Origin of the sequence: Azonexus hydrophilus, from assembly GCF_001956855.1 — a bacterium.
Lineage (GTDB): Bacteria > Pseudomonadota > Gammaproteobacteria > Burkholderiales > Rhodocyclaceae > Azonexus > Azonexus hydrophilus_A.
The window spans coordinates 518,278-540,646 of the sequence record NZ_MTHD01000003.1; the positions used below are offsets into that span (position 1 = coordinate 518,278).

The 22,369-nt window shown below is 63.6% G+C and carries 26 protein-coding genes; 2 read left to right on the plus strand and 24 right to left on the minus strand.

From position 1 onward, the window contains the following. Nucleotides 1–13 precede the first annotated feature (13 nt). The 24 genes from BJN45_RS11175 to BJN45_RS11285 form a co-directional block, all read right to left on the minus strand. Nucleotides 14–256, minus strand: coding sequence for a FeoA family protein (locus BJN45_RS11175; protein WP_076095174.1), 243 nt, complete (start codon nt 254–256; stop codon nt 14–16). Between the two features lie 7 nt (nt 257–263). Beyond that, nucleotides 264–2,210, minus strand: coding sequence for a ferrous iron transport protein B (gene feoB, locus BJN45_RS11180; RefSeq protein WP_076095176.1), 1,947 nt, complete (start codon nt 2,208–2,210; stop codon nt 264–266). A 14-nt stretch (nt 2,211–2,224) separates the two neighbouring features. Then, nucleotides 2,225–2,728, minus strand: a complete 504-nt coding sequence (locus tag BJN45_RS11185) for a TlpA family protein disulfide reductase (protein ID WP_076095178.1) — start codon at nt 2,726–2,728, stop codon at nt 2,225–2,227. After that, the gene (locus BJN45_RS11190) at nt 2,728–4,863 is read right to left on the minus strand and encodes a TonB-dependent receptor plug domain-containing protein (protein ID WP_076095180.1); all 2,136 of its coding nucleotides are present in this window, start codon (nt 4,861–4,863) and stop codon (nt 2,728–2,730) included. Before BJN45_RS11190 ends, BJN45_RS11185 begins: the two co-directional genes overlap by 1 nt. Before the next feature lie 42 nt (nt 4,864–4,905). After that, nucleotides 4,906–5,325, minus strand: coding sequence for an ExbD/TolR family protein (locus BJN45_RS11195; protein WP_076095182.1), 420 nt, complete (start codon nt 5,323–5,325; stop codon nt 4,906–4,908). 1 nt (nt 5,326) lies between these two features. Then, nucleotides 5,327–6,073, minus strand: coding sequence for a MotA/TolQ/ExbB proton channel family protein (locus BJN45_RS11200; RefSeq protein ID WP_076095184.1), 747 nt, complete (start codon nt 6,071–6,073; stop codon nt 5,327–5,329). Nucleotide 6,074: 1 nt separating this feature from the next. Then, nucleotides 6,075–6,716 carry an energy transducer TonB gene (locus BJN45_RS11205; protein ID WP_076095185.1) on the minus strand — a complete coding sequence of 214 codons (642 nt, stop codon included), beginning with the start codon at nt 6,714–6,716 and terminating at the stop codon, nt 6,075–6,077. Nucleotides 6,717–6,815: 99 nt separating this feature from the next. After that, nucleotides 6,816–6,992, minus strand: a complete 177-nt coding sequence (gene hemP, locus BJN45_RS11210; protein WP_076095315.1) for a hemin uptake protein HemP — start codon at nt 6,990–6,992, stop codon at nt 6,816–6,818. 76 nt (nt 6,993–7,068) lie between these two features. Beyond that, a complete protein-coding gene (locus BJN45_RS18055) occupies nt 7,069–8,349 on the minus strand; it encodes a DUF2325 domain-containing protein (protein WP_083651217.1) in 1,281 nt (426 codons plus the stop codon). Between the two features lie 93 nt (nt 8,350–8,442). Beyond that, nucleotides 8,443–9,657, minus strand: coding sequence for an NnrS family protein (locus tag BJN45_RS11220; protein WP_076095187.1), 1,215 nt, complete (start codon nt 9,655–9,657; stop codon nt 8,443–8,445). Further along, nucleotides 9,654–10,349, minus strand: coding sequence for an ABC transporter ATP-binding protein (locus tag BJN45_RS11225; protein ID WP_240494551.1), 696 nt, complete (start codon nt 10,347–10,349; stop codon nt 9,654–9,656). The genes BJN45_RS11220 and BJN45_RS11225 overlap by 4 nt, the downstream gene beginning before the upstream one ends. A 38-nt stretch (nt 10,350–10,387) precedes the next feature. Further along, nucleotides 10,388–11,203, minus strand: coding sequence for an ABC transporter permease (locus BJN45_RS11230; protein WP_076095188.1), 816 nt, complete (start codon nt 11,201–11,203; stop codon nt 10,388–10,390). Continuing rightward, nucleotides 11,200–12,183, minus strand: a complete 984-nt coding sequence (locus tag BJN45_RS11235) for an ABC transporter substrate-binding protein (RefSeq protein WP_076095190.1) — start codon at nt 12,181–12,183, stop codon at nt 11,200–11,202. Before BJN45_RS11235 ends, BJN45_RS11230 begins: the two co-directional genes overlap by 4 nt. Then, nucleotides 12,183–14,240, minus strand: a complete 2,058-nt coding sequence (locus BJN45_RS11240) for a TonB-dependent receptor (protein ID WP_083651219.1) — start codon at nt 14,238–14,240, stop codon at nt 12,183–12,185. Before BJN45_RS11240 ends, BJN45_RS11235 begins: the two co-directional genes overlap by 1 nt. A 237-nt stretch (nt 14,241–14,477) precedes the next feature. Continuing rightward, the gene (locus BJN45_RS11245) at nt 14,478–14,918 is read right to left on the minus strand and encodes a hypothetical protein (protein WP_076095191.1); all 441 of its coding nucleotides are present in this window, start codon (nt 14,916–14,918) and stop codon (nt 14,478–14,480) included. Further along, on the minus strand, nt 14,902–15,105 hold the full coding sequence (locus BJN45_RS17655; RefSeq protein ID WP_139326339.1) for a hypothetical protein: 204 nt from the start codon (nt 15,103–15,105) through the stop codon (nt 14,902–14,904). Before BJN45_RS17655 ends, BJN45_RS11245 begins: the two co-directional genes overlap by 17 nt. Before the next feature lie 275 nt (nt 15,106–15,380). Further along, nucleotides 15,381–15,605 carry a hemin uptake protein HemP gene (locus tag BJN45_RS11250; RefSeq protein ID WP_083651221.1) on the minus strand — a complete coding sequence of 75 codons (225 nt, stop codon included), beginning with the start codon at nt 15,603–15,605 and terminating at the stop codon, nt 15,381–15,383. A 20-nt stretch (nt 15,606–15,625) separates the two neighbouring features. Continuing rightward, the gene (gene rpsD / locus BJN45_RS11255; RefSeq protein WP_076095193.1) at nt 15,626–16,243 is read right to left on the minus strand and encodes a 30S ribosomal protein S4; all 618 of its coding nucleotides are present in this window, start codon (nt 16,241–16,243) and stop codon (nt 15,626–15,628) included. Nucleotides 16,244–16,265: 22 nt separating this feature from the next. Next, nucleotides 16,266–16,532, minus strand: coding sequence for a hypothetical protein (locus tag BJN45_RS11260; protein WP_240494552.1), 267 nt, complete (start codon nt 16,530–16,532; stop codon nt 16,266–16,268). A 209-nt stretch (nt 16,533–16,741) separates the two neighbouring features. Continuing rightward, a complete protein-coding gene (locus tag BJN45_RS11265; RefSeq protein ID WP_076095195.1) occupies nt 16,742–18,574 on the minus strand; it encodes a DEAD/DEAH box helicase in 1,833 nt (610 codons plus the stop codon). 200 nt (nt 18,575–18,774) lie between these two features. Beyond that, entirely contained in the window at nt 18,775–19,569 is a 795-nt protein-coding gene (locus tag BJN45_RS11270) for a ferritin-like domain-containing protein (protein ID WP_076095197.1), read from the minus strand. Then, nucleotides 19,566–20,612: an aldo/keto reductase gene (locus BJN45_RS11275; RefSeq protein WP_076095199.1), complete on the minus strand. Its 1,047-nt coding sequence runs from the start codon at nt 20,610–20,612 to the stop codon at nt 19,566–19,568. Before BJN45_RS11275 ends, BJN45_RS11270 begins: the two co-directional genes overlap by 4 nt. A 27-nt stretch (nt 20,613–20,639) precedes the next feature. Continuing rightward, a complete protein-coding gene (locus tag BJN45_RS11280; RefSeq protein WP_139326340.1) occupies nt 20,640–20,963 on the minus strand; it encodes a hypothetical protein in 324 nt (107 codons plus the stop codon). 15 nt (nt 20,964–20,978) lie between these two features. Continuing rightward, entirely contained in the window at nt 20,979–21,200 is a 222-nt protein-coding gene (locus BJN45_RS11285) for a YdcH family protein (protein ID WP_076095203.1), read from the minus strand. 68 nt (nt 21,201–21,268) lie between these two features. Here BJN45_RS11285 and BJN45_RS11290 point away from each other — a divergent pair, with 68 nt between their 5' ends. Next, nucleotides 21,269–21,577 carry a hypothetical protein gene (locus tag BJN45_RS11290; RefSeq protein WP_076095205.1) on the plus strand — a complete coding sequence of 103 codons (309 nt, stop codon included), beginning with the start codon at nt 21,269–21,271 and terminating at the stop codon, nt 21,575–21,577. Continuing rightward, nucleotides 21,577–22,134 (plus strand): transcription elongation factor GreB, encoded by a 558-nt coding sequence (gene greB, locus BJN45_RS11295; RefSeq protein ID WP_076095206.1) that lies wholly within the window; start codon nt 21,577–21,579, stop codon nt 22,132–22,134. The genes BJN45_RS11290 and greB overlap by 1 nt, the downstream gene beginning before the upstream one ends. The last annotated feature ends 235 nt before the right edge of the window (nt 22,135–22,369 follow it).

Below are 22,369 nucleotides of genomic sequence, written 5' to 3' on the forward strand. Positions count from 1 at the left end.
CGGTGTCAGAGCTTCAGCTGACGACCCAGATGTGCCGGGCGACTGCGTGTTCGAGCGCGAGTTCGACTTCCTCGGCGAGGATCACGGTCATCGGTTTTTGCTGCAGCACCTTGATCGGGCGTGATTCGGCGAGGCCGTAGGCGGTCAGTTGTTCGCGCTGGAGGGCGTCGATTTCCTCGCCCAGTCCGGCCAGGCGGACTTCCGTGCCGGGGGCGATGAAGGCAAGGGGGAGGCGGGCGTCGTGATTGGGGCTCATGGTCGTCTTACCAGATGGCGCGCAGGGCGAGGTTGAACAGGCCGCCGATGAAGAAGGCGAAGGGGACGATGACGGCAACCATGGCGATGGCGATCTTTGCACCCTGTTCCTTGACCATCATCAGCAAGCTGGCGAAGCAGGGGATGAACAGGGTGATGGTGATCATGCCAACGATGGCCTGGATCGGATCGAGGACATCGGCCATGGCGAACAGGCCGGTGGCGCCGAAATCGCGGCGCAAAAAGCCCATGACGAAGGCCGCCGAGGCTTCCTTGGGCAGGCCGAGCCAGCCGCTGACCAGCGGTTCGCCGGCTTCGATGATGGCCGGCAGGACGCCGATCTTGTCGAGCGCGAACATCAGGAAGGTGCCGATCAGGAACAGCGGAATGACTTCGATCAGGTACCACTTGAGCCGCCCGGTGGTTTTCTTGACGACGTTGCCGACGATCGGCAGGCGCATCGGCGGCAGTTCGGTGACCAGCGGGATGCGCCGGCCGGGAATCAGCTTGGCGGCGAGGAAGCCGGCCAGCAGCAGGACGCCGACCATGGCCAGGGCCCAGATCAGCACGGCGGTGAAGGAAACGCCGCCGAGCATGCCGAGGACGACGCCGAGCTGGGCCGAGCAGGGAATGGCGAGGGCGAGCAGGAAGATGGTGATGACGCGTTCGCGTGGCGAGTGCAGGATGCGCGTGGTCAGCGTCGCCATCGTCACGCAGCCGAGACCGAGCACCATCGGCAGCACGGCGCGGCCGTTGAGGCCGATCATCGCGAACATCCGGTTGGCGATCACCGACAGGCGCGGCAGGTAGCCGGAATCCTCGAGAATGCCGAAGGCGATGAAGAAGGTGGTGACGATCGGCAGGATCAGTGCCAGGGCGTAGGTCATGCCCATCGTCCACAGGCCGTAGTCGCCGACCAGCATTTCGCTGATCCACGAGGCCCCGAACCAGCCTTCGACCAGCGCCGTGAAGCCCGGGTTCAGGATGCCTTCGAACAAGTCTTCTTCAAGCAGGCCGACCAGTGTCGTCGCGCCGAAGACGCCAACGAACTGGTACACCGCATAGAGCACGGCGAGCAGGATGGGAATGCCCCACAGCGGGTGCACCACGGCCTGGCCGATACGTTGTGACAGCAGCGGACTGCTCTTGACAGCGCGACGGGTGACGCTGGTCGCCAGCGCGTCGGCGGCTTCGGTACGCTCGCGGGCGAGCAGGGCCGGCAGATCGCCTTCGGCGCGTTCGCTGGCAGCGCGGCGCAGGGTGTCGAGACAGGCGTAATGCTCGCCGGCATGCTCTTTCAACCAGGCTTCGACTTCGCTGTCCTGGCCGAGATAGAGGATTGCCAAACCGCGCGCGGCGAGCACCGGATGCGGGGCGGTTTCATTGATGGCGCCAGCGACGGTTTCGATGGCAGTTTCGATCGCCGGGTCGTAGCGCAGCAGGCGGTCGGCGATGGCGGCCCTGGTCAGGCTGCCGGTCAGTTCGCCAATGCCTTCGCCGCCGGTGGCGACGGTGGCCAGCACCGGGATCGCCAGTTGTTTCGCCAGTGCCGGGATATCGACGGTGACGCCACGGGCGGTGGCTTCGTCATGCATGTTCAGCGCCAGCACCATCGGCACACCGAGCTCGGCCAGCAGTGCGGTCAACGTCAAGGTACGGCGCAAATTCTTGGCGTCGCCGACCTGAACCAGGCAACGGCTGGATTCATTGAGCAGGGCGCGCATCGTCGCCCGCTCGTCGTCGCTGCGCGATGGCAGCGCGAGCACACCCGGGGTGTCGAGCAGCGCCGCCTGCGGATCGAAGCGGGCGCTGGCGCGGGTGACTTCGACAGTCGTGCCGGGGTAGTTGGAGACGTTGACGTAGGCACCGGTCAGCCGGTGGAACAGTACGGACTTGCCGACGTTCGGATGGCCGACCAGCAGGACGGCGTTGGCGGTGGTGGTGTTGGCGTTCATGAGGCTCCCGGGATTCAGGGCTGGTCGCAACTGGCCAGCGAGGCAGCCAGCCAGTGACGGTTGATTTCACCGGTACGTTGCGTGCAGGCGCGGCGTCCGGTATCGAGAATGACGGTGTGGGGCAGGGCGCCGGCGCGGTTGCCGAAACGGGCCAGCAGCCCGCGCGGGTCGCCCGGGCCGTGCAAGGACAGCAGCGGCGGCTGCAAGGCGGCCTGGATTTCCGCCGGTGCGGCGGCGGTTTCGCTCGGGCGTTGCAAGGCTACGGTGATGACGCGCGCCTTGCCATTGCGGGCGAGGGCGGCGAGTTCTGGCATTTCGCGGACGCACGGCGGGCAGTCGGCGCGCCAGAAATTGACGACGGTGGGCATGCTCGGCAGCGACGACAGCTTGACGAATTGCTGACCGTTCGAAAGCTCGAAGTCGAGCGGCGTTTTTGCGGTCGACGGGCGGTCGACCGCAAAACCCGGCTCGGCCGCCAGTGCGAGGAGCAGAAAGAGCTTGAGCCCCCCGGCGGTCATCACAAAGCGAACTTCACGCCGCCGTAGATGAAGCGGCCGCGGTTCGGCCCCCAGATCTGCGTGACGTCGTAATTGCCGGCACCATCAACCCAGAGCATGCTTTCCTTGTCCGACTGCTTGAAATCGAACAGGTTGTCCACGCCCAGGTAGAGGCCCCACTGCTTGTTGATGCGGTATTCGCCGCGCATGTCGACGGTCCAGTAGGACGGGCTCTTGTCCATCTTCGGCGTGCCGTCGAAGTTGTAGCGCGGCGTGTTGGCGTAGTCGTAGAACTTCTTCAGATCCATCGGGCCGGTCCAGGTGCCGCGCGCCATGCCGGTCCAAGGTCCGCTTTCGTAATCGAGGCGCAGATAGGCGCGGGTTTCCGGCCGGGCGAAGGCCAGGGTTCCCGCTTCGGAGAAGCGATATTTGTAGTGTTCGGCCGCCACCGTGGTTTCCAGTTGCGGTGTCAGCTTGTAGGTCAGCGTGATGTCGGCGCCGATGACGGTGACCGGCTTTCTGGCCGAGGTGAAGCGCGTGATCGCCGCGCCGGTGATCGGGTCGGTGGCGCCGGAATCGAGCAGCGCCATGTTTCTGATGCGGTTGTAGTTCAGCGAGCCGACCCAGGCCAGCCGGTCGCCGGCATAGGACAGCGCGTACGAGGCGTTGTCGGAAATTTCGGCTTCCTTGATCTCGCGGACGATGCGCGAGGTGTCGAGAATGCCGTGGTCCTGCTCGAAGAACGAGGTCGGCGCACGGAAGCCGCGACCGACGGCGAAGCGGCTGTTCAGTTCGTGGCTGTGGTTCCACAGCACGTTCAGGCGCGGGCTGGTGATGCCGCCGAAGACGTTGTGATCATCGTGGCGGACCGAGCCGTTGACTTCAACAAGGCCGTCCAGAAAAGCGTGATAGGCCTGCAGGAAGACGCCCGGGGTGCGGTACTTGTAGTTGTCGATGCCATCGTTCGAGGTGCCGTTGGCCATCGCCCCCTTGCTTTTCAGATCCTCGTAGCGGTAGGTCAGGCCGGCAGTCACCAGCGTTGCGCCGAGCGGTTGCTGGGTGCTGGTTTCCAGGTAGTACTGGGTCTGTTCGGCCTTGTAGATCGCGTGTTCGTAGTAGGAATCCTGCTTGTGTCTGGCCAGACCGACGGCAAAGCGCAGCGTGCCGTCGCCGAGCTTGCGCGTGGCGCTGGAAACGAATTGCTGGCGGTCGGTGAAGATGATTTCCGACATGCCGCCGAGGCCGTCGTTGTAGGGCACGATGCTGCCATCGTCGCCGTTGCCGGCGATGCCGTCAGGGCCATCAACGGCAACCCAGCCGGCAGCGCTGGGCGAACCGTTTTTACCCTTGCTCCAGTTGAAGGGATTGCCGGTTTCGTCGCCCTTGACCTTCGAGTAGTTGTCGCCCATGGCGCCGCCCATGCGCTTTTCGTCCACGATATCGAGGCGGCCCTTGATGCTGAAACCGCCGACGTCGTCGATGAAGTAGCCGATGCCGCCGAGATTGCGCTTGAAGCCGGTGTATTCGGAAACCTTGTTGCCGTCGGCATCAACCGAATCGTGCGCGTTGTGGTTGAAGTTTGCGGTCAACGCGCCGCCGGCAAAGGTTTTGGCGCCGAACAGGTCGGTATTGATGTGGCCGAACGAGCCGAACTGCTGGTTGATCAGCAGTTCATCCTTGATGGGGCGGCGGGTCACCATGTTGACCGAACCGGCCAGGGCTTCCGGGGCAATCAGGCTGGTGCCGGCGCCGCGCGAGATATCGATGCGCTCGACGCCGCCGAGGCTGACGCTGTCTAGGCCGTAGGCGGTGGATACCGACGAGAAGATCGGAATGCCGTCGATCAGCAGCGTCGTGTAGCGGCCAGGCAGGTTGTTCAGCACGACATTGCGCACGTTGCAGATCGAGCACTCGGTCTGCACCGAGATGCCCGGGCGTTTGTCGAGAGCTTCGGTCAGCATCGTTGCGCCGGTCTTTTCCAACTCGCGCGCGCCGAGCGATTCGGTGGCGATGATTTCGTCGCGCAAAACCGGCCTGGCGCCAACGCTCTTGCCCGAGCTGACGGTGATTTCGCCGAGTTGCTTGTCGGCCAGCGCCGGCCCGGCGAAGGCCAGCAGGACCGCCAGGCTGAGCGGCTTTGGATCGAAATGCTGCATGCTGAACTCCCTGATTTTGTTTTTTTTGTTTGCTGCTGCTTACTACTTGTCGCCTGGCTGGGTGACGAAGCCGATCTTGCCGATCCCCGCCCGGCGTGCTGTGCTCATGGTCTCGGCGACGCTCTCGTAGCGGCTGTCGCGGTCGGCCTTGAGGTGCAGTTCGACGTTGGCATCCTGGCTGACGGCGTCGCGGAAACGGCTTTCCAGCGTCACCGCATCGACCGGATCACTGCCGACGAAGACCTTGTTGTCGGCAGTGATCGAAACCTGCAACGTCATCGGCTTTTCCGGTGTCGGTGTGCTCGATGCCCGTGGCAGATCGACCTTGACCGAGTGCGTCATCAGCGGCGCGGTGATCATGAAGATGATCAGCAGGACCAGCATGACGTCGACCAGCGGCGTCATGTTGATCTCGGCTGTCGGCATCTGGCTGCCGGTGCCGTTGAAGCTGCCCATCGCCATGTCAGACAGCCTCCGCGGCAGCGCGGGCGCGCATCGGGTGGATCTGGGCGCTGTTGGCGACCATCGGCTTGCCGACCGTGAAGAAGGCGTGCAGGTCGTGGGCGAAGGCATCGAGGTCGGCCAGGATGACGCGATTGACGCGGGTGAAGGTGTTGTAGGCGAAGACCGCCGGCAGCGCGACGGCGAGGCCGGCGGCAGTCATGATCAGGGCTTCGCCAACCGGACCGGCGATCTTCTCCAGCGCCGCCTGGCCGGTCATGCCGATGGCGACCAGTGCGTGGTAGATGCCCCAGACGGTACCGAACAGGCCGACGAACGGCGCGGTGGCGCCGGTCGTGGCGAGGAAGGTCAGACCGTCTTCCATGCCGGCTTGAGTCGTCGACAGTTGCTGGCGCAGCGCCCGTTCCATCTGCTCGGACGGGTCGAAATGGGAAGCCAGGCGGCCGGTCACCGTTTCGCAGTCATGGTTGCAGCAGTTGGCCTGAGTGGCCAGCTGGGCGTAGGGGCTGTCTTCGCCGGCATCGCGCAGCTTGTCGATGCCTTCGGCGACGCTGCCGGCGGCCCAGAAGGCGCCAACGGCCTTGGCCGCCTTGCGCAGACGCCACCAATCCCAGGCCTTGGCCAGGATCAGGTACCAGCTGGCGATCGACATGACGACGATCAGGATGGCGACGGTGTGCGAGACAGTGTCTCCCTGGGCCCACAGGTGGGCGATACCGAAGGCGTTTTCTTGCGTGGTTTCCTGCATGCTATTGCTCCAATTTGAAAATGATGGGGACCAGGACCCAGCTCTGGACGGCGACGTCGCCGCGTTTGGCTGGTATGAATTTCCAGTTGCGCACGGTCTTCAGCGCCGACTCGTCGAGACGGTTGCTGCCGGACGATGTGCGGACCTCGATGGCATCTGCCGTGCCCTGCGGATTGACGGAAACGCGCAGGACGACCTTGCCTTCCTCGCCCATCCGGCGCGACAGCGGCGGATAGGGGGGCGGCGGGTTACGCAGGTAATCGGCGTCGAAACGGGCCTGGCTGATCGCCGGGGCTGCCGGTGCCGGCGGGGTCGGTTCGGCGACCTGCGGTGGGGCGACCGGGGCATTTTCGGCTGGTGCTTCGCTGTTGGTGGTTTCGAGGACGGGCGCCGGGGCCTTCGGCACCGGGACCGGCTTCTGCTTGATCGGTTCTGGTTTGGCCACCGGCAGCGGCTTGGCTTCCGGCTCGCTCTCGATTTCCGGGGCTGGCAGCAGATCGACGATCAGCGGCATTTCCATGATCTGCGGTGCGATGGTCTTGGCCGCCATGATCAGCAGGAAAACGCCAACATGCAGACCGACCACGATACCCAGCAGACTGCTGCGCTGGCTGGTTGAGGGGCGGGAAAGTGTGTAGCTCATGGCGATTTTCAGGTAAATCCCGTGCTCGCCGAAAAAACCCTTGGCTTGCTGGCGACTGGCGCGCTGGCTACGGGAAAAAGTTTTACAACGGAGAGAAACTTACTTGGTCAGGATCAGCTTGTTTTCACGGGTGACACGCAGCAGATAACGCTGGCCCGCGTGCTCGATTTCGACGGTATTGGCGCCGCGCAGTATCTGTTCGCTCCCCATCCGGGGCAGGTTGCCGGCTGCTGGCGTAGGGCTGGCGGGCGGAACGGGTTTGGGCTGGCTGTTCATTTTCATGTCTTGCTGACGAGGACGGATTGGATTGTATCTAAACGAGAACCATTGTCAACAACATTCGCATTGGCGTTTATTCATCAAGCGCACAGGCTTCGCTGACGACGCGGCTGAAGCTCGATATGCCGGCGTTGCGTACGAACAGGCAGCGTTTGCCGGTACGTTTGCACTGCTCCTTGACCCGCCAATAGGCGTTGTGACTTATGCAACCAGCCTGGCAAATGACCAGGTCGGCGCTGGCCAGCACGCCGTCGATGCGGTGCAGGCTTTCCTCCAGGCCGCCGTCGTGATGCAGGAAGCGTCCGCCGGACTGCTCGACCAGCTGGCGATAGCCGTCGATGGCGCTGGCCCGGCCGCCAACGCAGAGGACCGATTTGCCGGATAGCGTTTCGGCCGGGCAGGTAGTGGCGAGCGGGTTGCCCTCCTCCGGATTCTCCTGGGCGATGATCTGGTTGATGGTTTCTTCGGCATGGCGCAGGCGCTGCCGGAGATGCCAGATTTCCGTTTCCTGGTTTTCCGCCTGGGCACTCAAGGCTGTGCACCGTGCTTCGGCGTCGTTGGCGCGCCGTGACAGATTCTGCCGGTCCTTCAGATCGGGCAGGCTGGCTCGCAGCTGGTCGACTTGCCCGGTGAGCGAAGCGATGCAGGCATCGCGACCGGCCAGTTCGGCGCGCAGGTCGATGATGCGCTGACCCAGCGCCTGCGTTTCGGATGATTTTTCAGCACGCAGCGACTCGTTTTCCTGGCGTGCCTTGTCCAGTTGCTGGCGCAGTTCGCGGTTTTCGTCCTTCAAGGCCTTCAATGTCCGGAGATCCGCCCGTGTACCGGTGCCGATCTGGTGCTGGATCATGTGAATGTCGCCATAAACGGCGTGCTCGAGCGTACTGTCGCAGGCCGGGTGACTCCAGGTGGCCCAGAGTGCCGCCGGGATTTCGCTGCCGCTGCTAGTGGCTTCCTGCCACAGGGCCTGCAGGGCGCTCGTGTCCTTGGCGGCCGCAAAGCGGCGGATGGTCTGGTGGAAGCGTTTTTCCAGCTGCTTTTGCAGTAATTCGGAGAGTTGACCGCGAGATTCGCAGGCGCCCACCGCCGTGGTGTGCAGTACGAAATCGGTGGTGTCATGCGTGAAGTGCATGACTTTCTTCATCAGCGCCCGCAGCTCGGCAACGTCGAAACAGGTGCCGATGATCGGGCAGTGGAACTTGTGCGAAACCTCCCACAGCTTGCGCCGTCGGGAAGGTTGTGGCGTTGGTGCAAGCGCCCGCGGGGCGTTGTTCAGCATGGATTCAAACAACTGCAGCGGCTGGCGGGTCGGGTTGAAGCTGCCGCCAGCGACATGAAAAGGGAAACCGGGCATGCTGGGACTCCTTGGAGAAGGCTGAGCTGGCTTGCCGGGTTTCTGGCTGGCTTGCTTAAACGAGAATTATTATTGTTTAAGCGTTATGGGTTGTCAAGCAGCCTCGTCGCAGCCCTTTCCGCCATCCGGTCGCGGGCCGGTGAGCCCGCGCCAGGAACAGGCGAGGTAGAGGCTCCAGGCGACCAGCCACAGCGTCGCCGCGCTGTGCAGCAGCGGCAGGTAGGCGCCAGCGAAGGCGGGCAGGCTGGCGGCGGCGCGCAGCAGGGCGGCGCCGAGCAGCAGTGCGGCGGCAGAAGGCAGCCAGCGGCGGTGGTCGAGGCCGTGGCCGCTGTGCAGGCGGCCGGCGACGCTCATCACGATCAGGATGGACAGCGCCATCGCCCCGGCCAGCAGCAGGTGGTGGCCGGCGCTGTTCCAGTTGCTGCCGGCGAGCATGCCGAGGCCGATCAGCGCGTAACCGAGCGCCATCGCCCAGTACACCAGGTAGGGAATGAGCACCCAGCGCTGCCACAGCGCCCGGCCGACGTGCCAGTCGTTGAGCAGGTTGAGCAGGGCCGCAGCAGCGGCGAGCGCCAGCCAGCCGGCGACGGCGTTGCCGGGCAGGAAGAATTCGGCGGCCGAGAACAGGCCGATGGCGAACATCGCCAGATTGCGCCGTGGCGGCCGTGCCAGGTAGGGCGCGGCGATGCCGCCCTGGCGTTCGAGCACGTCGTTGACCAGGCGCATCGAGATGCGCGACAGGGCGATGACGATGAGGATCATCATCAGGCCGACGCCGAGCAGCAGCCAGGCCATCGCGTCGCCGCCGCGCCACAGCGCCAGGTAGAAGCCGGCGTGGATTGCGGTCAACGCCGTCAGGGCATGAAAAAACGCCAGGTGGCGGCGGCTCGGCTGGCGCCACAGCGGACCGGCGATGCGGGCGGTCAGCAGGGCCAGGAAGGCGAGGTCGCAGACAGCCGCCGGCAGCACGCCGAGCCAGCCGGCGAGCAGGTAGCAGAGACGGCCGCCGGCCCACAGGCCAAGCAATAGCTGCACGGTTTTACGGTCGACCGCCGGCGTGCCGGTGAATTCGATGATCGCGGTCAGCAGGAAGCCGGCGATCGAGGCGCCGGCGAAGCCGAAGAGCATCTCGTGGGCGTGCCAGACGATGGCGCCGCCGGGCAGTTCGGGCAGCGGCAGCAGGCCGGCCAGCGCGCCCAACCACCAGGCCATGGCAACGACGGCGTGGCCGGCGGTGAGCAGAAAGAAGGAGCGGAAGGCGCACAGCCACAAGTTTGCGGTCGACGGCCAGAAACGGTCGATTTTCATGCGCCCTCCAGCGGCGGCAGCGCGAAGGCGGCGCGGATCTCCGGCCAGCGGATGAACTCGGCGGTGCGGGCGAAGACCCAGGCTTCGTCGCGGGCGGCGACCGGGGTATCGACCCGGTGCTCGGCGACGATCCGGCCGGGGCTGCCACTCATCACCAGGATGCGGTCGGCCAGGCGGACGGCCTCCATCAGATCGTGGGTGATCATCAGCACGGCGCTGCCGTGCGCCGCGCGCTCGCCGGCGAGCAGCCTGTAGAGCTCGCTCTTCAGGCCGATGTCGAGGGCCGAAAAGGCTTCATCGAGCAGTAGCAGGTCGGGGCCGACGGCGAAGGCGCGGGCCAGGGCGGCGCGGCTCTGCATGCCGCCGGAGAGGGCGCCGGGAAATTTCGCCAGATCGTCGGCGGTCAGGCCCATGCGCGCGGCCAGCCCGGCCGCCTGGCGGTCGCGCTCGGCACGGCCGACGCCACGTGCCTTGAGGCCGAGACCGATGTTGGCGAGCGTACGCTTCCACGGCAGCAGGCGCGGTTGCTGGAACATCATCGCCGGCCGCGCGAAGCTGCTGGCGATCGTGCCTTCCCACGGCGTCAGCAGGCCGGCGGCGAGGTTGAGCAGGGTCGTCTTGCCGCAGCCGGACGGGCCGACCAGCGCTACCGCCTCGCCTTCGCCGACATTCAGCGCGATATCCTCGAGCACGCGCTGGTAGCCGAAGCGGTGGTTCAGCGCGGAAATGGTCAGTTGCTTGATGATGCGAACTCCCGCCAGGATTCGACGCGGCGCTTGAGCGGTTCGAGCAGCAGGTACTCGATCGCCAGCAGCGTGCCAACCAGCGCGACGATCCAGGCCATCGACGCGGCCGTGTCGAGGTGGCTGCGTGAGACCGCCAGCGCGGCGCCGATGCCGTCCTCGGTGGACAGCAGCTCGGCCATGACGACGATCTTCCACGACATGCCGAGCGCCGAGATCCACGCCGGGAAGAGATAGGAAACGACGTGCGGCAGATAGACGTCGGTCAGCTTCATCCAGGTCGACAGCCCGAACATCCGGGCGACTTCCTTCAGCTGACCGTCGAGCGTGCGTGTGCCCTGCATGGCGCCGACGAAGATGATCGGGAAGCAGGCGATGAAGACGGTGAAGATAGGCGTCCCGTCGCCAGCGCCGAACCACAGCAGGGCCAGGATCAGCCAGGCGATCGGCGGCATGCCGACGAGCACGGTGATGATCGGCCGGGCCATCATCGAAGCGGTCATCGAGACGCCGGCGGCCAGCCCGAGCAGGCTGCCGATAACCACCGACAGGCCGAAGCCGGCCAGCGCCCGGCGCGCGGTGATGGCGATTTCCGGCCAGGCGGCGCCACTTTCGAACAGGCCGCGCAGCGTTGTCAGTGCTTCGATCGGCGTCGGCAGGATCAGCGGACCGAGCTGTTGTGCGGTCAACTCCCAAATAGCGAGAAAAATGCCCAGGCTGGCCAGCGAACCCCAGCCGCTCCACAGGTAGTGGCCGCTCGCCGTCAGCGCGTCGCTAGCCTGTTGCCGCAGGTTTCGCGTCATGGTCCGTAGAAGGCGTCGTCGGGCAATTTGCCGCCAACCAGCGCCGGGTTCTCGCCGTGCAGGCGTTCGAGGAAGAACTGCAGCTCCGGGCGCGCGGCGGCGATCGGCACGTGGCGCATCTGGCTGACCGCCAGCGAATCGGCGACGGCTTCCGGGCTGAGCAGGTCGATCCGTCTGGCGACCATTTCGCCGCAGGCCAGCGCGTTCTTCTGGCACCAGTTCAGCGAACGTTCGTAGGCGGCCATGATTTTTGCCTGCAATTCGCGGTCGACCGCAGCACGCCCGATGGCGGCGATGCCGGCTTGCGGGATGCGCGCCTCGCGCTGGTACAGCCGGCCCCATTCCTTTTGCAGGTCGACGCTGCGGTACAGATCCGGGGCGATCAGGCTGACCGGGAAGGATTTCGTCTTGCGCAGCACCATCGACACCGCCGGCTCGGCGAGTAGCGCGTGGTCAACGCGGCGGGTGACCAGCAACTGCATCGCATCGAGCGGCGAGGCGACGTAGCGCAGCTTGAAATCCTTCTTCGCATTCAGCCCCTGCTTTTCGGCGAGCAGTGCAAAGACAATATCGGGCATGTCGGCGCGGAAGGGCATGGCGATTTCCTTGCCGCGGAAATCGGCCAGCGTCTTTGCCTGGCCGTCGCGCGACACCATCCACAGCACGCCCCAGGTCGAGATGTTGAGCAGGCGCAGCTTGACGCCGCGGTTGTAGAGGTTGGCAGCGACGTTGCTCGGCATCGCGACGAAATCGGCCTGGCCGCCGAGGGCGAGCACGCGCAGCTGGTCGGGGTCCTTCCAGACGCGGAACTCGATCTTGTCGGCGAGATCCTTCAAGGCGCCGCTGTCGATCATGTGGATCAGCGGCGTCGACACCGAGGCCGGCGGACCGGCCAGCACCAGTGAAGGCAGCCGGCCCGCCGCCAAGGCCGGCGTGGCCAGCGCAAGCACCGTCAACAGGGCGGCGAACCGGCGGCGCATCAGAAGCTCCCGCGCCAGGCGAGCTGGATGCTGCGGCCCGGGGCCTTGATCTCGTTGCCGGAAACGCCTTCGGTCAGGTGCTCATGGTAGGTCTTGTCGGCCAGGTTCTTGACGGCAAAGCGCAGGCTCTGGTTCTTGGCGAACTGCCAGGTCGCGCCAAGGTCGGCGGTGACGAAGCCGGCCGTGCGGTTTTCCGTGCCGCGGGTGAATTGCGTGGCGACGCGGTCCTGCTCGTCGACCAGGCGCAGCGTGAAGTCGGCCTTGACGCCGGGCAGCACGCTGCCCAGCCAGCCGAGCGAGATTTCATCGGCCGGCATCTGGAACAGCGGCTCGTCGAGGTCGTCGTTGTCGCCGCGGATGCGCGAGTAGCCGGCGTTCAGCCAGTGGCCGCCAGCGACCTGCCAGGCGACTTTCGCTTCGAAGCCCTTGATCGTCGCGCTGCCGAGATTGACCGTCTTCTTGCAATTGCCCGCGTTGGCCGCGCCGCAGGCGGCGGTGGCGGTGGCACCGGTCAGGATCTGGCCGGTGATGTAGTTGTCGATGCGGTTGTAAAACGCCGAAATCTGGTAGTTGACCGCAGCATTTGCCCCCTTGAGGCCGATTTCCAACTGGTCGGCCTTTTCCGATTCGACTTCCGGGCTGCCGGCGTAGAAATAGCCGTCGCCGCGCAGCCCGGATTCGTAGCGTTCGCGCATGCCCGGCGCACGGAAGGCGCGGGCGACGCTGGCGTAGGGACGCAGCAGCGGCGCTACTTCATAAACCGCGCCGAGACTGCCGGAGAAAGCGCTCTCCTTGTTGTCGAGGCCGCTGCTGCGGACGCCGTTGTTCATGCTGGCAGCGTCGCCGTCGACGCTGTCGTAGCGCAAGCCGGCGAGCAGGTTGAGCTTGCCGAAGCGCATGTCGTCCTGCAGGTAGGCGCCGAGCGCGCGGATTTCGGCATCCTGGAACGGGTTGTTCGCGCTCAGCGTGGTGAACGGTGCGCCGGTGGCCATGTAGCGATCCGGATTGCCGGTCATCTTCCAGGCATTGATGCCGAACGACAGCAGGTGCTGCGGATGCGCCAGCCAGTCGGCCTTGGCGTCGATACCGTCGGTGCGGAAAGTGACCTGGTTGGTGACGATGTCGCGGCGGAGGTTGTTGGCATGGCTGTAGATGTAGCGTTCCATTTCCTGGCGGTAGACGCGCAGGTCAAAGTTCACTGGCGCGGCGCCATCGCCCGTGCGGTTGTAGCCGAGTTCGTAAAGGCGGCGTTCCTGCTTCGGCGAATGCACGGTGGTGCTGCCGACCAGCGGGCTGGCGTGGGCGCGCGTCGAACCCGGATACCAGACGTCCTCGTCCTGATGATGCTGCGCCGAGACGCGAACTTGCTGCTGGCTGTCGATACGGAAACGGTACTGGCCGATGAAGGCATCGGAATCGTAGCCGGTACGGTCCACCTTGCCCTTCGGCGAGTCGTAATCGTCGATGCGGGCCAGCGAGGCGCCGAGCATCAGCGCATGGTCGCCCTGGCTGGCGTTGACCACCGCCGTACCGCGCCAGCCTTCGCTGGCGCTGTCGTAGCTGGCGCCGGCCTTGAGGCCGATGCCCGGGGTGAATTTTGCCTGCGGCATGAGCACGTTGATCGCGCCGCCGAGTGCGCCGGTGCCGTAGAGCACCGAGGCGCCGCCCTTGACCACTTCGACGCGCTCGGCCAGGCCGAGCGTCATGAACGATGCGACGGCGCCGGCCGGCTGCGCCGAATTGAAGCGCATGCCATCGACCAGCAGCACCGTGCTTTCCTTGCCGAGACCGCGGATCACCGGGTTCTGGCCCTGCGCGCTGTCGTTCGAGATGGCGATGCCGGGCTCGCCGCGCAGCGCATCGCCGACATTGGCAGCACCGCGCCGGGCGATTTCGTCGGCATCAAGGGTGGCGGTGGAAATTGGCGTTTCGAGATCGGCCGAGGCATAGCCCTTGGCAGTGACGTTGACGGCGGAAAGTGTCGTTTCTTCGGCGTTGACCGCAGAAAAGGCAAACATCAACGCCAGGGCAAGCGGGGTGAGGCGAGGCAGGTCCATGAATGACTCCAGGTGGTGAGGCTGGCTGGCGTCTAGCTGGCTTGCCGGATTAGGAACACTATCAATTCTATCGATTGATAATCGTTCGCAATTTGATCTGCCTTAATTTTCCCCGGGGCTTGCTGCTATGTTTATGTTTTATATATAAAAAACACGCCTTCTCGATGTCGGGCGTGTGCAGGGAAAAAAAAGCTGGCTGGCAGCTGGCTGGCTTGCTCGAAGCGAGGGTGAGAAAACTCAGTTGATCAGTTCGGCGGCCTGGCAGGTCAGGCGCAGTGCGAGATTGTCGCGTTCGCGCGCGAGGCGTTCGCACTCGCGATGGGCGGCGCATATGGTCTTGTCGAGATGCCAGACGCGCTGGGCGGCGACGATCAGGTGTTCGTTGGCATCTTTCAGCGCCATCAACTGGCGCCCCAGTTCGATGATGGCCTGACCGGATTCAAGTTCGACAATGCGTGCGCGAAAATTCTCGCAACGCGTTTCCAGTGCCGCGATCCGGTTGGCTTGTTCGATGCTGCGACTGCTGTTCAGCGTCGCCATGCGCTTCTGGCTGGCGCGGGCCTGGCGCAGCGCATGCTGGAGTGCAGCGTTCTTGTTTTCCAGTTCGGCAATGCGCTCGTTGGCTGCATCATCCGGTTCGCGTTCAAGCAGGGCGCGGTTTTCAAGCGGTGCAAGCATGGCGGGCCTCCGTGGTGCCAAGACGCTGGCTGGCGCGCTCGCACAGCCGGCGGGTGTCGTCATCGATCTCCAGGTCGCAGAGATGGTCGAGAAGGCGTACCGCGTTCAGTGCCGATTGACGGCAGCCGGTTTCTTCGTGGATCAGCAGCAAGCTCAATGTTGCAGCCCATAATTCGCAAGGTGGCATCGTGCGCTCCTTCAGGCAGAGGTTGCGGCGATCAGCAGCCAGAGCAGCAGCCCGGCGATGGCGGTATTGATCAGCAGACTGTTCATGTGGCACCTCATTGATTGAGAACTGTTCTCAATATATCGCGAATTAGAACAAAGTCAAACAAGAATTACTATTATTTACTCAAATGTCGTTTCCGGGTGGAGGGCGCCGGCGTGTGTTCGGCGCCCTCCGGTGGAGCAGGCGGGGTCAGCGACCTGCTCCTGTTGCTCGGTGCTGGTAGTGCGAACTGCTTACTTGGTCAGGATCAGCTTGTCCTGGCGCGTAATGCGCAGGCGATAGTCGCTGCCGCAATGCTGGATGGAGATTTCGTTGCTGTTGCCGAACAGCGTCAGGCTGGAGATGCTGTTCGTGACCTGCGCTTCGCTGGCCGGCTTTTCCCGGTTCAGGCGCAGGGTGCTGCGCGGGCCGTTGGCATGCAGGAAGGGGGTGCGCAGCGTGCGGTTGCTGTTGTCCATGGTGTGCTCCGGAAGCAGGCTTACATGCGGGTGGCGTAATACTCGACGACGCGTTGCAGGTCGAGCGGGAAGGGGGCGGCATCGCCGTCCGGCAGATGGGTCAGGCGGGCCGTCTGGGTTTCGTGATCGAGACTGATCCATTGCGGGCGTTCCAGTGCCGGTTCTTCCAGCGTGGCGCGGACCAGGTCGATTTTCCGGCCGGCTTCGGTCGGGCCGAAGGCGTCGCCGATGCGCAGGCGGATCGACGGAATCGTGACGCGCTTGCCGTTGAGCTGGAAGTGGCCGTGGCTGACCAGTTGGCGGGCGGCCGGGATGGTCGGCGCAAAGCCGGCGCGGAACACCATGTTGTCGAGACGGCGTTCGAGCAACTCGACCAGTTTGTTGCCGGTGGCGCCACGGTCCTTCTTGGCATCGGCAACGGCGCGGCGCAACTGGCGCTCGGTCAGGCCATAGTTGTAGCGCAGTTTCTGTTTTTCCATCAACTGCTGGCCGAATTCCGACTTGCGGCCATTGACCTTGCGGGCGCCATGCTGGCCGGGAGGCTGGTTGCGCTCCTGCATGGATTTGCGCGACAGGCCGGGCAGGTCAATGCCGAGGGCGCGCAGGACTTTCAGGCGGGGGCCGGTATAACGGGACATGAAACTCTCTCTCTTTATATGGTCAGTGGGTTTGGCAACCCAGTGCGGTCAACGGGTAGAAATCGACAGGAATCGACGCTGGATGGCACTGCACGGCCTCCCAGCCGCCGAGGACTTCCTGCAAGGTGCTCTTGAGAAAGGGATTGATGCCGTCGATTTCGCTGACTCCGCGCAGATGTGCGCGCAGCGCCTCGGTCTTGTTGAACGTGGCGCCGCGCAGGGCGGAGGAGGACAGCAGGTGAATGACGGCCGCCAGTCGGAGTTCGAGGGGCATGTCGGCGTTTTCCATGGGGCACTCCAGTCGTTTCAGGGAAACTGGCTGGCTCACCGGAAATGCGGCTGGCTGGCTAATGAATGCGAATTATTCTTGTTTGTTGTGTATCTGTCAACCGCGGCATGCCATGTCGATTCTTGTTCTGATGCGTGGCGTGCCTTGCTTTTTGCCCAGAAAAAAACCACGGACTGTGCCGTGGTTTTTTTGGGGAGAGCGTAGAGCTTTCAGCGGTCGCCGAAACTCTTCTTCTTGAACTTGCTGCGGTCGCCGTCGAATTTGCGTTCGCCGCCGCTTGGCTTGCGTTCGCCGCCGAAGCTGTTGGCCGGGCGGCCTTCATCCTGGCGCAAGTTGATCGGCACGCCGCGGATGCGGGTGCGCTTCAGGGCGTTCGAGGCTTCGGCGGGCATGCCAGCCGGCAGTTCGACGGTGCTCGATTCGTCGTAGAGGCCGATGCGGCCGATGAAGCGGCTTTCGATGCCGGCTTCGTTGGCGATGGCGCCGACGATGTCGCGAACTTCCACGCCGTGGTCACGACCCACGTCGATACGATAGCGCACCATGTCGCCGGCGGGGGCCGGACGGGCCGGACGGTCTTCGCGGCGCGGACGGTCTTCGAAACGGGGGCGTTCGCTACGTTCGCCTCGTTCCTCGAAGCGCGGCTTGCGCGGCTCGCGGTCGGCAAAGGCTGCCGGGCGGCGGTCATCGCGGTCGAAGCTGCGCGCCGGTGCCGGATCTTCGCCTACGATTTGCAGCGGCTTGTTTTCCTGGGCCATCATGGCCAGTGCGGCAGCGACTTCCTCGGGGCTGACGTTCTGTTCTTCAGCGATCTGCGAAACGATGTTGGCGAAGAAATCGAGGCCTTCGGCATTGAGGACTTCGGCAACCTTTTCCTTGAAGCCGGCGACGCGCTTGTTGGTGACATCGGCGCGGCTCGGCAGCGTCAACGGTGCGATCGGCGAGCGGGTCGCCCGCTCGATGGTCCGCAGCATGCGGATTTCACGCGGGGCGACGAAGAGAATGGCGTTGCCGGTGCGGCCGGCGCGGCCGGTACGACCGATGCGGTGTACATAGGCTTCGGTGTCGTACGGAATGTCGTAGTTGATGACGTGACTGACGCGCGGCACGTCGATGCCGCGGGCGGCGACGTCGGTAGCGATGACGATGTCCAGCGCACCGGATTTCAGCTGTTCGATGACACGTTCGCGCATCTGCTGGTTGAGGTCGCCATTCAGCGCCGCAGCAGCATAACCGCGGGCGTTGAGCTTGTCGGCCAGTTCGACGGTGGCGGTCTTGGTGCGGACAAAAATGATCGCGGCGTCGAATTCTTCCTCGACTTCGAGGATGCGGGTCAGGGCATCCAGCTTGTGCATGCCGGAAACCTGCCAGTAAACCTGGCGGATGGCGGCGACGGTGGCGGTGGCCGACTTGATCTTGATTTCACACGGATCGACCAGATACTTCTGGGCGACGCGGCGGATCTGTTCCGGCATCGTGGCCGAGAACAGCGCGGTTTGGTGCTGGGCCGGCGTGCGCTCGAGAATCCATTCGACGTCGTCGATGAAGCCCATGCGCAGCATTTCGTCAGCTTCGTCGAGAACCATGGTTTTCAGGTTGTCGAGGTTGAGCGTCTTGCGCTCGAGGTGGTCCATGACACGGCCTGGGGTGCCGACGATGACGTGGGCGCCGCGCGACAGTTGCTTGAGTTGAATGGTGTAGCTCTGGCCGCCGTAGATCGGCAGCACGTGGAAACCGGGCAGGTTCTTGGCGTAGGTTTGCAGTGCTTCGGCGACCTGGATGGCCAGTTCGCGGGTTGGCGTCAGGATCAGTGCCTGCGGCTTGGCGACCTTGATGTCGATCTGTTCCATCAGCGGCAGCGCAAAGGCCGCGGTCTTGCCGGTGCCGGTCTGCGCCATGCCGATCATGTCGCGGCCGTCGAGCAGCACGGGGATGCACTGGGCCTGGATGGGGGAGGGGGTTTCGTAACCGATTTCGCTGAGGGTCTTGAGGAGCGATTCGCTCAAGCCGAGGTCGGCGAAGCTGTCGACGGATGTCGTCATGATGCTGTTTCCTTTCCTCGTCGCACTTGCATTTGTTTTAAGCAGCGACGGATTGGCCCGATGGTCGGGCAGCCTGGGTGACCCCGACGCAGCCATGCCGGGGAAGAAATCAATGGGGTGAATCCTGCACAAGAACCTGAAAAACCGGGGGCTGCTCGGAGTTACTGCGGGCGATGCATCAACGCATTGAACTGATTATTCTACATTTTTTTCGCGAAGACCGCCAGTTCGGCGGCACTGAAGCCGGCTTGCAGGCGCGCGGATTCGTTCATTGGCGCCTGTGGGCGTGGTGCCTGATATGCGGTCAACAGCTCGCGATACGTGTTTTCCGGTTCAATGCCGCGTTGACCGCAGAATTCCCTGAACCAGCGATCACCAAGCCCGACATGGCCGATTTCGTCGCGCAGGATGATGTCCAGTACCCGGGCGCTGGCGTGGTCGCCGGCGGCTTCGAGACGTTGCTGGATCGGTGGCGTCGCGTCCAGCCCGCGTGCTTCGAGCAGGCGCGGTACCAGTGCCATGCGGGCGAGCGGGTCGTGTGCCGTTTTCTCGGCCATTTCCCACAGGCTGCCGTGGGCGGGGAAGTCGCCGTAGTCGTGGCCGAGTGATTGCAGGCGTTCGCGCAACAACTGAAAATGCAATGCTTCCTCGGCGGCCACGCCGATCCAGTCCGCGTAATAGGTTTGCGCCAGGCCGCGGAAGCGGGCCGCGTGGTCGAGCGCCAGGTTGATTGCGGTGAATTCGATATGGACGATGGCGTGCAGCAATCTGGCGCGACCTTCCGGCGACCCGGCATGGCCGTAGGGGACCTGCCGGTGTCCGACCAGTTCCGGCTTCGGTGGCGTGCCGCAGACGAGTTCAACCGGCGTGCTGTCCTGCCAGTCGAGTTTGCCGGTTTGCCAGTCCGCGGCAATTGCTGCGGTCAACGTGATTTTCTGGTCGATTCCGGTCGCGGCCAGCGCTTGTGCCAGCCGCAGATACAGCGATTGCTTCATGGTGCCGGGTTGGTATAGCGCAGATGAATGGCGTCGATTGCTTCGAGCAACTCGGCGTGCATGGGTGTCAGCGTGGCCGGCAGGGTTTCCTTCAACTGGCTCAGCGACGAGGCGCCGATGATGGTGCTGGCGACGAACCAGCGCGAGCGGACGAAGCCCAGTGCCAGTTGCGTTGGCGTCAGGGCATGGTTGCGCGCCAGGTCGGCGTAGGCCTGGACGGCCGCAGTCACGTTTGGTTTGGCATAGCGCTGGCCGAAGAAGGGCCAGCGGGTCAGGCGACCGGGCGCTGCGCTGTCGGTCAGGTATTTGCCGCTGAGATGGCCGAAGGCCAGCGGCGAGTAGGCGAGCAGGCCGACCTGTTCGCGGTGGCAGGTTTCGGCCAGGCCGTACTCATAGGTGCGGTTCAGCAGGTTGTAGGCATTCTGGGTGGAGACGATGCGTGGCAGGCCGAGTTCGTCGGCCAGTCGGGTGAACTGGCTGATCCCCCAGGGGTGTTCGTTGGACAGCGCGACATGACGCACCTTGCCCTCGCGCACGAGTTCGCCGAGTGTTTCCAGTTGCTCACGGATACTGGTGCACGCGCGCTCCTTTTCTGGGTCGAATTGCCATTGCCCGAACATCGGCTGGTTGCGTTCCGGCCAGTGCAACTGGTAGATGTCGATATAGTCGGTCTGCAGACGCTGCAGCGAACCGTCGACGGCGGCGTGGATGTTGGCGCGGTCCATGCTCAGTGGGCCGCCGCGGATCCATTCAAGGCTGCGCGCCGGTCCGGCAACCTTGGTTGCCAGAATGATCTTGTCGCGCGACTGTCGCTGCAGCCAGCGCCCAACGATGGCCTCGGAAGCGCCGTATGTCTCGACGCGGGTTGGCACTGCGTACATTTCCGCTGTGTCGATGAAGTTGATGCCGTGTTCGAGTGCGTAATCGAGTTGGGCGTGCGCATCGGCTTCGTCGGTCTGTTCACCGAAGGTCATCGTGCCCAGGCAGATTTCAGGAATGTTGAGTTCGCTGCGTCCGAGCGGATGGCGTTTGAACAGGCTCATGGTTTCTCTCCAGGAAACAGGGTTTGATCAAGGTTGACCGCACAACACGCCATAAATCAGCACATGCCGCTTGAGCACCGGGTCGAAACTGGCAGGGACAATGGCCAAGCGGTGTTCGTCGGGTTGCGCGCAGTGTTTGCGCGTCCATGTGGCAGCGGCATTGCGGGCTTCGGCGAAGTCGCTGAACAGGGCGTCGAGTGTACTTTCCCGTACTGGCAGGAAGGTGCCCCGGTGCCGGTCGAGCAATGTATCGGTATCCAGCATCTGGACGGCGTAACCGGTGGCCGGGCGTGGCAGGGGCAAGGCGTGTACGTCGAATGGGTCGCCAAAGGCGTCGTCGGGGAAATGCACGGTCAATAAGGACGGTCAGGCGGGAATGTCGGGGATGAGCATCTGCTCAAGCAACAGGATGCGATCCTTGAGTGCCAGCTTGCGCTTTTTCAGGCGCCGGATCAGCAACTCGTCTGGTGGCGGGTTCTCGATCAGATGCAGGATGACCTGGTCGAGGTCACGGTGCTCCACCTGCAATTCGTTCAACTGAAGGCGAATGTCGCTGATTTCCGCGTCGGTCAGTGGGCGAAGGGACATGGCGAAGCTCCTGACAGCATCTATGGTTTTGCTTAGAATAACCGAACCATGAACAGGAGGAGAACATAATGCAGCACCACATAATAGTGTCGTTCGGAAAGGACGCAGAATTCGAATACAAACTGGTAGGCGGCGGCGCGCCGGATGAAGCCCGGCAGTGGTTCGACCGTGAATTCACCGCACTGGAGTGTGATGTGGCTACCCCGACCGGGAAAATTCTCGCGGTAGACCGCATTCTCAGTGTGGCCAGATATGCCGGTGAAGGGCGTTTCCGCGACCAGCCAGCTTGGGCAGAGCAGTTTGCCAAAAATACGGCATCCATTCTCGGGCGCGACCTGATTCGCGTCGATGTCGAGCAATACAGTATCGGTTATTGATGAACAAGGCTTTCGTCCGCGAAAGCGATGGTGATGATGATGAGGAACTGCAGCCGGCCCAGGGCATTCCTCACGGTACGCCGAACTACATCACGCCGGCCGGCCATGCCCGGCTGAAAGAAGAGCTCGAACACCTGGTCAAGCGCGAGCGTCCCCATGTTGTCGAAATCGTTGCTTGGGCGGCTTCCAATGGGGATCGTTCGGAAAACGGCGACTATATATATGGCAAGCGACGTTTGCGCGAGATCGACCGGCGCATCCGTTTCCTGACCAAGCGCCTGGATATCGCTGAAATCGTCGATCCGCTGCGCCAGGGAGACAACGATCAGGTGTTCTTTGGTGCCACCGTCACCATTGGCGATCCCGATGGCAGTGAGCATGTGTACACAATAGTCGGGATCGACGAGGCTGATGCCTCAGTCGGACGCATCAGCTGGATCTCGCCTTTGGCGCGTGCGCTGCTCAAGGCACGTGAAGGCGACAGTATCCGTTTCATGAGTCCGGTGGGGGTGCGCGAGCTGGAAGTTCTGGATGTTTTTTACGGTGATCTGAAATAATTTTCAAAAAGGTATTGACGGAATTTTTGTGATGGGTAGAATGCGCACCTTCCTTGCGGTGCCGGGGTTTTCGGCGGCGTGAGGGAGGAAGTAGTGAGGCGGTTCGGCAGAAAATTTTTTACTGAAAAGCTTGACGGAAGTGAGGAAGTGTTACATAATCTCGCTTCTCTGCTGCAGACGAATTGATGTTTAAGACGGCGCGGCGATGTTCTTTAAAAGTTTGGACAACCGATAG

What these genes read in the sequence shown, in the direction of transcription:
- BJN45_RS11175 (WP_076095174.1), bottom strand. Translation starts at nt 256, where the DNA reads ATGAGCCCCAATCACGACGCCCGCCTCCCCCTTGCCTTCATCGCCCCC.
- feoB (WP_076095176.1), bottom strand. Translation starts at nt 2,210, where the DNA reads ATGAACGCCAACACCACCACCGCCAACGCCGTCCTGCTGGTCGGCCAT.
- BJN45_RS11185 (WP_076095178.1), bottom strand. Translation starts at nt 2,728, where the DNA reads ATGACCGCCGGGGGGCTCAAGCTCTTTCTGCTCCTCGCACTGGCGGCC.
- BJN45_RS11190 (WP_076095180.1), bottom strand. Translation starts at nt 4,863, where the DNA reads ATGCAGCATTTCGATCCAAAGCCGCTCAGCCTGGCGGTCCTGCTGGCC.
- BJN45_RS11195 (WP_076095182.1), bottom strand. Translation starts at nt 5,325, where the DNA reads ATGGCGATGGGCAGCTTCAACGGCACCGGCAGCCAGATGCCGACAGCC.
- BJN45_RS11200 (WP_076095184.1), bottom strand. Translation starts at nt 6,073, where the DNA reads ATGCAGGAAACCACGCAAGAAAACGCCTTCGGTATCGCCCACCTGTGG.
- BJN45_RS11205 (WP_076095185.1), bottom strand. Translation starts at nt 6,716, where the DNA reads ATGAGCTACACACTTTCCCGCCCCTCAACCAGCCAGCGCAGCAGTCTG.
- hemP (WP_076095315.1), bottom strand. Translation starts at nt 6,992, where the DNA reads ATGAACAGCCAGCCCAAACCCGTTCCGCCCGCCAGCCCTACGCCAGCA.
- BJN45_RS18055 (WP_083651217.1), bottom strand. Translation starts at nt 8,349, where the DNA reads ATGCCCGGTTTCCCTTTTCATGTCGCTGGCGGCAGCTTCAACCCGACC.
- BJN45_RS11220 (WP_076095187.1), bottom strand. Translation starts at nt 9,657, where the DNA reads ATGAAAATCGACCGTTTCTGGCCGTCGACCGCAAACTTGTGGCTGTGC.
- BJN45_RS11230 (WP_076095188.1), bottom strand. Translation starts at nt 11,203, where the DNA reads ATGACGCGAAACCTGCGGCAACAGGCTAGCGACGCGCTGACGGCGAGC.
- BJN45_RS11235 (WP_076095190.1), bottom strand. Translation starts at nt 12,183, where the DNA reads ATGCGCCGCCGGTTCGCCGCCCTGTTGACGGTGCTTGCGCTGGCCACG.
- BJN45_RS11240 (WP_083651219.1), bottom strand. Translation starts at nt 14,240, where the DNA reads ATGGACCTGCCTCGCCTCACCCCGCTTGCCCTGGCGTTGATGTTTGCC.
- BJN45_RS11245 (WP_076095191.1), bottom strand. Translation starts at nt 14,918, where the DNA reads ATGCTTGCACCGCTTGAAAACCGCGCCCTGCTTGAACGCGAACCGGAT.
- BJN45_RS17655 (WP_139326339.1), bottom strand. Translation starts at nt 15,105, where the DNA reads ATGCCACCTTGCGAATTATGGGCTGCAACATTGAGCTTGCTGCTGATC.
- BJN45_RS11250 (WP_083651221.1), bottom strand. Translation starts at nt 15,605, where the DNA reads ATGGACAACAGCAACCGCACGCTGCGCACCCCCTTCCTGCATGCCAAC.
- rpsD (WP_076095193.1), bottom strand. Translation starts at nt 16,243, where the DNA reads ATGTCCCGTTATACCGGCCCCCGCCTGAAAGTCCTGCGCGCCCTCGGC.
- BJN45_RS11260 (WP_240494552.1), bottom strand. Translation starts at nt 16,532, where the DNA reads ATGGAAAACGCCGACATGCCCCTCGAACTCCGACTGGCGGCCGTCATT.
- BJN45_RS11265 (WP_076095195.1), bottom strand. Translation starts at nt 18,574, where the DNA reads ATGACGACATCCGTCGACAGCTTCGCCGACCTCGGCTTGAGCGAATCG.
- BJN45_RS11270 (WP_076095197.1), bottom strand. Translation starts at nt 19,569, where the DNA reads ATGAAGCAATCGCTGTATCTGCGGCTGGCACAAGCGCTGGCCGCGACC.
- BJN45_RS11275 (WP_076095199.1), bottom strand. Translation starts at nt 20,612, where the DNA reads ATGAGCCTGTTCAAACGCCATCCGCTCGGACGCAGCGAACTCAACATT.
- BJN45_RS11285 (WP_076095203.1), bottom strand. Translation starts at nt 21,200, where the DNA reads ATGTCCCTTCGCCCACTGACCGACGCGGAAATCAGCGACATTCGCCTT.
- BJN45_RS11290 (WP_076095205.1), top strand. Translation starts at nt 21,269, where the DNA reads ATGCAGCACCACATAATAGTGTCGTTCGGAAAGGACGCAGAATTCGAA.
- greB (WP_076095206.1), top strand. Translation starts at nt 21,577, where the DNA reads ATGAACAAGGCTTTCGTCCGCGAAAGCGATGGTGATGATGATGAGGAA.